Source organism: Caenimonas koreensis DSM 17982, from assembly GCF_009646335.1.
Taxonomy (GTDB): domain Bacteria; phylum Pseudomonadota; class Gammaproteobacteria; order Burkholderiales; family Burkholderiaceae_C; genus Ramlibacter; species Ramlibacter koreensis.
On record NZ_WJBU01000005.1, the window covers coordinates 324,511 to 336,940 of the forward strand.

Below are 12,430 nucleotides of genomic sequence, written 5' to 3' on the forward strand. Positions count from 1 at the left end.
CCTCCTAACGCAACACACGAGGCTGTTCAACCACACGCAGATTTCTCGCACCCAAGAACTGCACCTGCTCAACTCCACCGGAGTACGTCTCGAGCGGACCGGTCAAACCACGATTCACCAATTGCGGTGCCGTCGTTTCTACAGTGACGACACGTGACACATCGGCTTTGAATTGGTCGAGGATAACCAGCTTATCCCGTGCGAAGGCTTGCGTGGTCACCTGCCCGGGTGTGGCGAAGCCGCCGAAGACCTGCTTGCCTTCCATCAGCGCTGCCGCTTGGCCCTCGCTAACCACCATGTTGTAACGCGTGCCAATTGGCACGATCTCGTGCGTAACGATCGTTCCGTTGAGCCACGAGGGCAAGTCTCCCGCAGCAATGCGCGCCTGGTTTACCGACGCAGCGGTGTCGGCGCTCAGCACTCTGGATGCGGTGCCCGTTGCAACACCAACATCAGTTCTTGCAGTCAAAAGCCCCAGCTTGCCGAGCATGCTGCCTAGCAACGGCGCCGCTTTGGCTGCCAGCATCTCAGGCGCTGCGATTGTCGCAGCCGCATCGGGCAAGCTCTTGGCAACACCATACTGGAACGTGTCGTAAAACGGATGCGGTGTTGCGTCCGCATACACGCCCGACTTGCCATCCCACGCGCTCAGGTAGGTCTGCGCCGACTGCGAGGCATACGCGCCTTGGGCCTGAGGCCGCAAGCGCAGCATGGCCGCCGGGTCGTAGCGAATGTCACGCGCCAATTCGGCCAAGCGCGTGCCTTCGCGCTGCAGTTCTCTCGCGCTGTCATTCGCAACACGAGCATGGCTTTGCCTGCTTTGTGTGGCTATCTCTGCTGCGTAGTCTGGGTGCTTCGCGCCAAGGATCGCGGCATTTATACGTCTTTCCCACGCCGTATCGCTTTGAATGTCTGAGCCATTTCGATAGGCGTACTCACCGGCCGGGTTGTAGTTATCGCTTGTCCGATCCATCTCGTTGCGGTACTCGTACTGGTGCGAAGGGTTATACGCGTCGCTGGCCTTGTCCATCTCATTGCGATAGCCGTAACCGCTCACCGGGTTGCTGCTGCCGCTCGACCCATATGCGATCGATTGGCCCAGCACTTGGCCAAACGCGTCGACGGCAATTTGCTGCGCACTGATTCGCCCACCGCGCATCACTGCTGTGGCCGTACCCGCAATCAACCCCGTAGCCAATCGGCCTCCAAACCCATCGCCAAGCTCGCGGCCTACTGCGGCTCCGACGCCCGCACCCACCGCCGATGCAGTGACTGAATTCCAGTTGAACGAGCGCTGCAGACCGGTCGCAATTCCCACTCCTTGCGTGATGCCGTTGGCGAGCACGGCTTTGCCGATCACGTTGTTGAAGATCGAATCGCCCAGGTTGACCGGCTTGCCAACGTTGACGCCGTCGAGTCCGGTGATGCCATTGATGCCGGCGCTCACGCCACCCGACACGAGGCTCGCGCCTACGCTCTTCCAGTTGAACTTGTCCTGCACGCCGGTGGCAACGCCCAACGCTTGCGACGCAACGCTCCCCGCCGCGGCCGAGGCCGCGCCAGCGATAACTGTTGCGGCGGTTGTCTTGCCGATAACGGCTTCGACCGCAGACAGTGTCTGTGGCCCCAGATAGAGCGACACATAGAGCGCCACTGCCATCATCAACACCTGCCCGAAGAAGTTATCGCTCGGCTGCGGCGGCAGCGCGAGGTACGGCGACGTATCGCCCACGATCTTGCTCGGGTCGTACAGCGCGAAGGTGCCTGCATCGTTGTGGCTCGTGTCCACCAGGTTCGGCAGGTTCAGCGATACGCCTACGCGCAGCTGCGCATCGCTGCCGATGCCGTTGGCCTCGGCGATCTGGTGAACGAAGGGCCGCAGTCGCGACGCTCGTGCTTGATGGAACTCCAGCCCTTAGCGGCTAAGGAGTTGGCGGAGTGTTTTCTCGTTGAAGTGATCGAGAGAGACTTTTCTCGATCCTTAGGCCTTCACGCCCATCCAGTTGCAGAAGATCGCATATACGAAGTCATACGCGGTTTCCACAGCGTCGAAGACTCCCAATTCGTCCGGCTTGTCACGTTCAACGTAGTACACCTTCGAGCGGCCTCCATCATCCACCTCGCACACGCAGTCGCTGTGCCGAATGCTGCCGAGTGAGTAACTGTTCGGCTTCACGTCAAGTGCGGTGAGCTTTGATTCCAGTTCTTCGCGTTTCATTGGTATTGGCGCGGGAAGGTTAGTGCCACCTGGTCCCGATCACAAGTGAAGCCTTCCTCTGCCTTGTTGTGCGGAGTCGGCGTCACCAGCCAATGCCGAAGCTCCGAGTTGCCCGCAATCCGCGCACGCACATCATCACTAAGGGGGTCGCGCATATGGATCACTTGTCGGACCTTTGTCCAACCCTCTGAGATTTCAGCGATGTCATTGCCATGTTCCACGGCGATTTGTACAGCCCTATCAATTGCAGAAGAGAGAGTTTTCTTGGTCATGCTTACTGCCCCAAAGGAATTTGCCTAATCAGCTTCAGCGAAGCTTGGAAGTGTCGTATGAAGAATTGGTCTCCGCCGCCTGACCCATGTCCAGGATTGGCCGTAGTCACTCCTGTCGGCACAGTTGCAGATTTGACCACCTCATACTCCCCCACCATCGGCCTGTAGCCAAGTTCGGGATGTCGCGCAACTTGCAAACTTTGGAATAGAGTCGCTCGGCTGCCCTTGCTCGCTTCAAGCGTTGCGGCAGAAGTGTAATAGGACGACTGCCCAGGTAGCCCCCCTATTACACGATCGCCCGCCTTCAGCGTTGTCAGCCTCCATTCATCGGCCCCATACCCCCAGCGAACCTGATCGGTGCGCGCTAAATGAATTTCAAATTTCGATGCCGCGTTACCGGCACGTGTGTCTGCAATATTGCTCAATACGCGCGCGCGCGTAGCCGCTTGCTCTGCGGCCCTTCCAGCGAATGACCCCACCTCACGCCCTAACACCGGGAAGGCGTTGACAGCCACACCCGTACCCCAGCCCACAGCTCGACCAATCACTGGCCCGCCTATCGCATCGAACGCCGCTTGACCAACACTACGGGGGAAGAACTCACTCGCCACGTACCCAGCTGCATTCAAGCCATATCGCCACCCGTTGCTCTGCGCGCCGTTCTGCACATACTGGTCTTGTGCGTTCTCTACCAAGCCACGCAGGTTGTCGTTCGTGCCATCGTAGATTTGCTTGATGGCCGAGTCCTGTCCAGCGTCGAACGCAGCCGCTTCGGCCGCTGTCATGCGTTGTCCAACGAGCGTGCCGCCGCCATCGTGCGGAATCCACACATCTTGGCCCAGACCTGTTGTCTCGCGAACGTTGCCTGCGCCGCTCGCATACAAGTTTGTCGTGGCCTGCGCTTCAGCGGCCCGGTAGCTGGCACTCGCCGCTTGTTTCTGTGCATCTCGCGCCTTCAGCGCGTTGATGATGTTGCCGTAGTACTCCTCGTCACCAGCCGTGGTGCCACCCTGACTCAGGCGCAAGACGCTGGAGGCATCGGCGAGCATGGGGCCAGCGTCCATCACTCGCGCCAGTTGCTCCGCATTGCTAATGATGTCGCCACGCGCATTTTGGTAACCCATTGAGTAGGGATCGTTAGCTCGATCTGCTCGCGTGAAGTCGCCCGTGGCCAGGTCCGATTGCGCACTGCTTGAGCCGTATGCGAGGCTTGCGCCAATACTGTTTCCGAACGCGTCGACGGCCACCTGCTGCACGCTCACCCTTCCACCCCTGAACGCAGCAGCCGTCGCGCCAGCCGCCATGCCAGTCATCAGCCGCGCGCCAAACGTATCCGCTGCCGACTTGAAGGAGTCACTTGCCAACTTCCCAACTGCGGCTCCAGCAGCACTCGCCGCAACGCCCTTCCAGTTAAAGCTCTTCTGCAGCCCCGTCACCACCGCGATTCCTTGCGTCAGCGCGCTCGTCTCCACTGCGCGCAGCACGGCTGTGGTCATGGTCGGGCCGGGTGGCAGTGCTGCGCCCACACCACCGCCGATGGCAGAGAGCGCCACACCCTTCCAGTCAAGCCTGTTCTGCAAACCTGCTGCAATTCCAACCAGCTGGCTCGCAACCGAGCCTGCGGCTGCACCAATGGCGCCTGCAGCGAACACGCTGGCACCTGCTCCTAGTGTGCTGGCTGCGGTGCCTGTAGCGGTGCCCGCAAACACGGCGCCACCCAGCTCCATCGTGGCAGCAACCGTGCCCGCCGCCGCGCCGCCCGCTGTTGCTGGCGCAGTCACGCTGAGGAGTTGCGCCGCAGCACCCGCCGTGTACACGGCCACGAGTACCGCCACCGCCATCATCAACACCTGCGCAAAGAAGTTATCGCTCGGCTGTGGCGGCAGCGCGAGGTACGGCGACGTATCGCCCACGATCTTGCTCGGGTCGTACAGCGCAAAGGTACCCGCATCGTTGTGGCTCGTGCCCACCAGGTTCGGCAGGTTCAGCGACACGCCCACGCGCAGCTGCGCATCGCTGCTGATGCCGTTGGCCTCAGCGATCTGGTACCAGCGCTTGCTGTCGCCGTACGCGCTTTGCGCGATGGAGCGAAGTGTGTCGCCCGTTTGCACCGTGTACGTGCCCGGTGATGCATTCGGGTAGCTCGGCGTGATGGACTTGTACCCCAGCTGGAAGTCCGCGATGTTGTCGTTGAAGATCGGGTTGCCGTCTTTGTCTCGCGCGGTCACGCGGTCCACGCCCTGGCCGTATTGCGCGAGCACTTCACCATTGACGATGAATTCGCGCAGCAGGCGCGTGCCTTGCTGTGTGGCGAGCACTTGGCCACGCACGTCGTTGATGAACGTTCTGTCATCTGCATCCAGCGTCGAATCGACTGACTTCAGGTAGCCGTTCGTGTCGTAGGTGCTGGTGGTGGAGCCGGGTTCGAGGTACGTACTCGTACCTTTGACGCTGGCCTCTTTGTAGCCTTCGAGTTTGACGAGCGTGGTGTCATACGTGTTCGTCACGCTGCCCGTCTTGACCTTGTACTGCGTGATGTTGCCCGCCGCGTCGATGGCGTTGTTGAACGTGCTGTATCCGGCGGTGTTGTTGTAGCCGGTCACTTCCTGCACGATCAACTGGCCGTTGGCGTTGTACGAGCTTTCGCGCTGCTGCGAGCCGTTGCCGGCGAGCGGGTTCTCGTTGGCATCCTTGCCATACAGAACCTTGAGGTAGTCCTTGGGCAGATCGCCCAGCCCGCCCGTGCGCGTGACGCGGCTGGCCGCGTCGTACTGGCGTTTGTCGATCAGCAGCCAGGTGGTGCCAGGGTCGTTGATCAGTTCGCCGTCGTCGCGGCTGATGGTGGCCAGGCGGTTTAAGCCGTCGTAGGTATATTTTTCGGTGGCGATGCCGTTGCCGGCGATGTAGCCGTACAGATCCTCGCCATTTGCCTTATGACTGGTGACGATCTTCGTGATCTGCTTGCCGCCCGTACGGTCCGTCAGGCGGTTGCCGTTCTTGTCGTAGGTGATCTCATGGCCCTGCGACGGCAGAATCAGGCCAGTGGCATCGTTGCCATCAACCACCGTCATGCGGTTCATCGCGTCGTACTGGTAGTAGCGCGCGGTGTCGGTGACCTCATCGGTCATGCCCACGGTGTTCACCACGTGCGTGGTGACGCTCGTGCGGTTGCCCACCAGGTCGTAGTCCATGCGCGCCTGAATGTGGTCGTCGGCCATCCAGCGCAACCTGCCCAGGCTGTCGTAGCTCATGTGGTTGTCTTGCACGGTGATGCGCGAGCCGTTTTGCGTTACGGCCACGTGCTCGCTCAGCTTGTGGCCCGAGAGGTCGTACGTGTAGTCAGTCGTCTGCATGCCGTTGGCCGTATCGACGACTTGGGTCATCTGGCCTGCGCCGTCGTAGCCATACAGCAGGCTCTGGCCGCGTGTGTTGGTCTGCGACTTCATCTGCATGGCGTTGTCGTACTTGTACTCGTACCGCGCTTCGCCAATGTCGGTGTGGCTGAGCACATGGCCGAAGTAGTCGTAGCTCCACTTGGTGATGCTGCCCAGCGCATCGGTGTCGCTGGTCTTGCGGTCTCGGCTGTCGTAGGTGGACGTTGATTGTTTGGTGCCGGTGGGCAGCGTGACGCTGGTGACGTTGCCGCGCAGATCGTAGGTGTAACGCGTGACGTTGCCCGCGCCGTTGGTCTGGCTGGTCATGCGGCCGGCAAGGTCCCATCCGGTGGACTCGGTGATGTTGCCCGTCGTCTGGGTGAGCTGGACCGTCAAGTCGAGTGTGTTGTGGCTCGCGGTGTAGATGGTGAAGCCGGAGTACGCACCGCCACCCAACGACTTGCCCCAGTGGGTTGTCGAGGTCTGCAAGCCCGCCTTGTTGTACGTGTAGGTGGTCTTGTTGCCTTCCGCGTCAATGTTGGTGGTTCGCTCGCCGAACACGTTGAAGCTGTTGGCGACGATGCCGCCATCGGCATGGCGCTCTTCAACCAGGTTGCCCTGCGTGTCGTAGCGCATGCGGTTGAGGTTGCTTGTCGTGGCATTGATGTACTCGCGCACGCCGACTTGTCGGCCCATCTTGTCGTAGTACACAACGCTCGACAGTTGCGCAGCGCCTGCGTCATTGGGCACGTACTGGCGGGTGAGTTGACTATTCGCGTTGTACTCGTAGCGGGTGACCCAGAGCGAATTGCGCGCGTCGCTGATGGTGAGCACGTTGCCCCAACGGTCGTAGGTTTGATTGACGGTGGCAGTCACGCTACCGGGCGCGATACGCGACTGCTGCAAGACGCGGCCCAGCGCGTCGTAGCGGGTGTTGGTGCGGCGCAGTGAAGTGTCGGCGGCAGCGCTTGCTGCGGTGACGCCGGCTGCCCTGAGGTCCGCGTCGTTGTACGCAGCGCCCGAGCTCTGGATTTGTGCGGTGCGATTGCCCAGGCGGTCGTAGAGGAAGATGGTCGCAACACCATTGTCAGCATTCGTGCGCCACAGGCGGCCTGCCTTGTCGTAGTCGTAGTACTCGCTGGTGTTGCCGTTCACGCCCTTGGCGATGATGTCACCGAAGGCGTTGTACTTGATGTCGGTGCTGACGACTGCGCTATCGACGGCGTTGTTGGTGGGCGTGATGTCGCGTGTGAGGCGGCCGAGGGCGTCGTATTTGTAGGCGTGGAAGATGGTCGCCGATGCAGTGCCTGTCCCGAGTGTTTGCCACTGCTTCACGACGCGGCCGTACACGTCGTAAGACGCGTAGCGGTCGGCACCATTTGCATCGACGGTGCGCGTGGCATGGCCGTCGATGTCGAAGAAGGAGTAACTCGTGCGGTCGTTCACTGCGTCTGCAGCAGAAGGGTTTGCCACCACCGCAGTGCCGTTTGCGTAGTCGATCTGCACGACGGCATTGCCGTATATGTCGCGCTTGTAGACGGTCAGCGGCGTGATCGTCCCCGAGGTTTCTCCTGCACGCACCGGTTTGGTCACGGCAGTGATGCGGCCCAGCAAGTCGTAGTAATTGCCTGTGACGCCGTCTGCGGTTTCTGTCGTGACGACGTTGCCCGTCGCGTCGTAGCCGTAGCGCGTGACCACGTTCGTGCTGCTGGTCACGAACGTGTCCTGGTCCGTCACTTCGACGTTCAGGCGCGTTTCTGTTTTCTTGCGGTTGAGGCTGTCGTACTCGAAGGTGGTGGTGCGGTCGGTTGTGCTCGTTGGCGGTGCTGCGGGCTTGGTCGCTGCAGTGATCGTGCCCGTCAGCGCTTTGGCGTACTCAGTGGTTTGCGTCACATTGCCCAACACGTCATACGAGTTGGTCGTGAGGTAGTTCGCGCCATCGACGGTGGCCGTCAGGCGGCCCGCGTTGTCGTAATAGTTGAACTGGTTGTAGGCGGCTGTGCTCGCCGTGCCTGCGCTCTTGAAGCGCGCAACCTGGATCAGCTCGCCGAAGGCGTTGTAGAAGTTGTCGGTCAGGGCGCCGGCCCGGTAGTACTGCGCGGCGCCTGTGGCTTCAGGGTCGAACACATCGACGGTGGGCTCTGTCACCGAGTCCACGCGGCCCATGCGGTCGTAGGTTGTGAGCAGCACGCGATCTGCGGCGCTGTCTTTGACGAGCTTGGCGCTGGTCATGTCCGCAGTGTTAAGCGACGTCTCGGTGCCCGTGAGCGTCATCGCGTTGGCATAGCGCGTGAGGGTCGTTGTGCCGCCGAACACATCGAGCGTGTAACCGGTCACGTAGCGCATCGCGTCGACGTCGTACGTCACTCGCCCAAGCTGGTCATACACCTTGTAGCTGAGCGCACCACCCACATCGCGGTTGCGGATGGCGTTGCCCAATGCGTCGTAAGTGGTCTCGGTGTAGATGCCGCCTGCGACGGCTGCATCTGTTCGCGTGGCTACGTTGCTCTGCCCGTTCACCGCAATCGCTGCGTCAGTCTCGGCCACGTACACGGCCACGTTCGGGAAGCGCGTGCGGATCTGCCTGCCCAGTGCGTCGTACTCATAGCTCGTCGTGCGTTGCTCGGGCCGGCCCACTGCCTCGGTACGCGAGAGCAAATTACCTGCCGCGTCATAGGTGTTGGTCGTGCGGATCACGCGTGCAGCCGTCGTCATCACCAGACCGCTCGTGACGCTGGTGACGTCCACGCTGGGCGTGTACTCGTCGGTCAGGCGGCCTGCAGCGTCGTACTCGTACGTCCAGATCGCATTGCGTTTATTCTGGAACGTGAGTTTGTTGCCCACGCCGTCATAGGTGTAGCGCTCGGTTTGGCCGAGCGCGTCGGTCACGCTGCTTGTGCGGCCCGCGCCGTCGTAGGTGTATGTCGTCGTTCGCGCGGTGATGCCTGCGCCGCTGTCCGTGATGGCAGTCGAGCGGTTCAGGCCGTCATAGGCATAGCTCGTGATGTGACCCGCGCCGTCGGTCGTCGTAGCGATTCGGTTCGCCTTGTCGAACGTTTGCGCCTGCACGCGGTTCGCCGTTGATGTTTTCACCAGCGCCGCGTTGATCTCGTCGCACGTGGCCGTCTTGCTCAACGCATTGAACTTCGCAGCGTCGATCACGTTCGCGTACTGCGTGATGCTCTTCACATTGCCCGCGCCGTCATAACTGCGCTCTGCGACTGCGCCGGTCGCGTCCACGGTGAACACGAGCCGGTTCGCTGCGTCGTACGCCATGCGCGTGATGCGGTCGTTGCCGTCTTCAGCAGGAGTGCCCTGCGCCCGCGGCACGCCCGGGGCGGGTGCTGCGCCAAGCTTGGCGTACTGGATGCTCGCCGTGATGTTGCCCGCCTTGTCGTACACGGTGCCGGTGATGGTGCCGAGCGAATCAACGGCGTAGATCTGCCGGCCCGCCGCGTCATACGTGTAGTTGGTGATGCGGTCCTTGCCAGAGCTCGCATACGTAGAGTTCACCGCTGCTAGCGCCACGCTCGTGCCCGGTGTGATAGCTGTGGCGAATTGAACCAGCTGCGTGACGTTGCCGTCCTTGTCGTAGTAGCGGCGTGTGACGCCGCCTACCCCGTCCACGCTCCAGATCAGGCGGTTGTCTGAGTCGTAGGTGTATGTGGTGATGGCGTCTGGCGTCGTCGCCGCTGCGCCGGGAATGACCTGTGTCGTGCCGTTGAACGTGGCCGGGTCAATGGCCTTGGCGTACATGCGCTGCTGCGTGAGGTTGCCGTCCAGGTCGTATTGGAATGTCGTCACCGCGCCCGCACCGTCCACCGTGTAGATCGCGCGGTTGAAGCTGTCGTACATCGTGCGCGTGCGGCGGTCGTCCACGTGGTCCGTCGTGACGAGGTTGGTGGGCGTCCAGCCCGCAGCCACACGATTGACATAGGCACGGCGCTCAATGACATTGCCGTTGCCGTCGTACCAGAAGCGCTCTGCCTCGTTCAAGCCGTTGACCGTTGCCGTGAGGCGGCCGTCCATGTCATAGACGCGGTAGATCGTCTGGTCGCCCGCGTCGCCCATCACAGCGGCGATGCGTTGGGTCACTTCTGCGAGCGTCGTTGTTGCGGTGACGCCTGCGATGGTTTTGGCAAGGCGCGTGGTTTGTACCTCTCGCCCATTGGCGTCATACGCGCTGTACTGCACGTTGCCTGCACCGTCGACCGAGCCGAGGGTGTCGCCGAACGCGTTGTAGTGGTAATACGTCGTGTTGCCGTTGGCATCCTTGGTCGACGAGACGCGCCCATCGCGCAGGTACTTGTAGTCAATGCGCGCGTCTTGCCCTGCGGTCTGCAAGCTGCTCACGAGCGCGGCAGCGCCCGCCACATTCACCAGGCCGCCGCTGAGCGTGGCGAGCACGTCGGCCGTTGCCCTCTTCTGCGTGTAGCGGATCTCAGCGAGCTTGTTGTCCAGCGTGTCGTAGTCGATCTCGCTCACGCCGCCGGTGGCATCCACCGTGTAGACCAGGCGATTTTCTGGGTCGTAGAAGAACAGGGTTTTGTTGCCCGCGCCATCAGTGGTGCTGATGCGCCGGCCTGCGAGGTCGTAGGCGTGCGTGAGGGTGCGGCCGTCTGCGGTGGTCTCTGCAATGAGGCGGCCCAGGTCGTCGTAGGCGAGCGTGACGGCGACGCGTTCATTCGTCAGGCCCACCGAGGTTTTTGTTTGCGTGAGCAGGCCCAGCGTGTTGTACGTGTGCTCGGTCTTGGTGCCGCTTGCATCAAGTTCTTGCGTGCAGCGGCCCAGCGCGTCGTAGCTCAGGCTCGTCGTCAGGTCCTGGCCGGCAGTGGCGGCTGGCTTGAAGTCGCTCAGCTTGGATGACCAGGTGAATGTGCTGGTGACCTTCTTGACGTAACGCGTGGTCGAGGTTTGACGGCCCGCGAGGTCGTAGCCGTATTCGGTGTAGTTTTTATTGGCATCGACTTGCGCGATGAGCTGACCCTTGCCGTCGCGCAAGTACATCGTGGTTTCGTCTTGGGTGCTGGCGCCCGCGCCTGTGACTAATGCGGCGAGCGTGCCTGTGGCTCGCTGCGCAGTGGGAGTCAGGTTGTACGAGCGCTTGGTCTGCACCAGCTGGCCCGCCGCGTCGTAGGTCATCTGTGTGACGTAGCCAGCTGCGTCGAGCGTGCCAATGAGCAGGTTGTCTGCGTCGTAGAAGTTGCGCGTGACGCGGTCGCTCAGCAGGTCGGGTGTGGGCGCAATGGCAGAGGGCAAGGGCTTGTTGCCCAGAGCGGCCATTTGAGTGGCCGTCAGGCGCGTGGCGTATTCCTTGGTTGACAGTAGCAGCGACGCACCGTCGTACGTGAACTCGACGACTGAGCCCTCGGCGCTGACGGTCTTGACCAGTCGCCCGGCAGCGTCATAGGCGCGCCACGTGCTTTGATCCGTCAACGTCAAGGCTGCCGGGCGGATCGTGTCGATGACGGGAGCCAGGGCATTGCCTGCTGCATCCACCAGCTTCGTGAGGACTACCGCCGTCGTGTACTTGACCGTGCGCGAGAGCCGGTCCGCCGCGTCGTACATGTATTCGACCAGCGTGCCATCACCATCTACTTCACCGGCTAACCGTCCCTGCGTGTCATAGACCTTGAAGGTGCGAACGCCTGTCGCATCCGTCGTCATGACCAAGCGGTCGTCCTTGTCATACGCGTACTGCGTCGTCCCCAGGTTCGCCAGCGCTGCGTTTGTGTTGTAAACACTCAGCACATTACCTGCGCGATCTGTGGTGCTGATGCTCGTCTGGTTGTTCGCCAGCTTCACCTTGGTTTGCATCAGCGCGTCGTCGTAGCTCGTGAGCGTGACTTCGCCCAGCGCATTCGTCACCTGCAGCAGGCGGCCCAGGCCGTCGTACACGTTCGTGGTCACGCCTGAGGTTGATCCCGTCGCACCGGGTTGGGTTGTCGTCCACACCAAGCCTTGTGTCGTGTACGTGTAGCTGGTAGTGGTCTTGCCTGCAGCCAGACCTGCTCGAAGTGCGTCCACGCCTACATACGTCGTCTTCGACTCCAGCTGCCCCCGCGCGTCATAGCTCAGGTCGGTGCGCATGATGCCTTCGACGGGCTGGGTCTGCGCCCACGCGGCCAGTGCTGTCTCAGTGATCGCGCCCGTATACGTTGACTGGTCGTAAACAAAGATCGTCGTCGGCCCGACGCTGCCCACAGCGCCCGGCATCTTCACCGTCTGATATTCAGTCACTCGACCCTGCGCAGAGACGACGAAGCGCAGCTCGGCCGGTTTAGTTGCGTTGTAGATGTAGTTGGTGGTGGCTGGTGCGGCTGCTGGTGTCACCGGGCCTTGCGTGCTCGCGGCCACGTGATACACGGTCTCCGTCTTGAGCGTGTTGTTCGCGTTGTACGTGCGCTCGATGGTGTTGCCCGCTGCATCGCGCTGCGATTGCTGGTTGCCTCGCGTGTCGTAGCTGAATGTGGTGGTCTGGCCTGCGCCGTCGGTCACGCTCGCTACGTCATCGACGTTGGCATTCACGTAAGAGAAGGCGTGCTCCAGTTGCCCACCGACGTCAA

Annotated in this window: 4 protein-coding genes; all 4 read right to left on the reverse strand. The window is 61.7% G+C overall.

Annotated features, from left to right (window positions below; all coding sequences use genetic code 11):
* Window positions 1-4: 4 nt before the first annotated feature.
* The 4 genes from GHT07_RS06775 to GHT07_RS06790 all read right to left on the reverse strand — a co-directional run bounded on the left by GHT07_RS06775 (window position 5) and on the right by GHT07_RS06790 (window position 12,392).
* Window positions 5-1,789, reverse strand: a complete 1,785-nt coding sequence (locus tag GHT07_RS06775; RefSeq protein WP_153584294.1) for a hypothetical protein — start codon at window positions 1,787-1,789, stop codon at window positions 5-7.
* Window positions 1,790-1,981: 192 nt separating this feature from the next.
* Window positions 1,982-2,218: a hypothetical protein gene (locus GHT07_RS06780; RefSeq protein WP_153584295.1), complete on the reverse strand. Its 237-nt coding sequence runs from the start codon at window positions 2,216-2,218 to the stop codon at window positions 1,982-1,984.
* Window positions 2,215-2,490, reverse strand: a complete 276-nt coding sequence (locus GHT07_RS06785; RefSeq protein ID WP_153584296.1) for a hypothetical protein — start codon at window positions 2,488-2,490, stop codon at window positions 2,215-2,217. Before GHT07_RS06785 ends, GHT07_RS06780 begins: the two co-directional genes overlap by 4 nt.
* Window positions 2,491-2,492: 2 nt before the next feature.
* Window positions 2,493-12,392 carry a LysM peptidoglycan-binding domain-containing protein gene (locus GHT07_RS06790; RefSeq protein ID WP_323740825.1) on the reverse strand — a complete coding sequence of 3,300 codons (9,900 nt, stop codon included), beginning with the start codon at window positions 12,390-12,392 and terminating at the stop codon, window positions 2,493-2,495.
* Between the last annotated feature and the right edge of the window lie 38 nt (window positions 12,393-12,430).

Bases quoted from the DNA above. Each gene is read 5' to 3' on its own strand.
- GHT07_RS06780 (WP_153584295.1), bottom strand. From the start codon at position 2,218: ATGAAACGCGAAGAACTGGAATCAAAGCTCACCGCACTTGACGTGAAG.
- GHT07_RS06785 (WP_153584296.1), bottom strand. From the start codon at position 2,490: ATGACCAAGAAAACTCTCTCTTCTGCAATTGATAGGGCTGTACAAATC.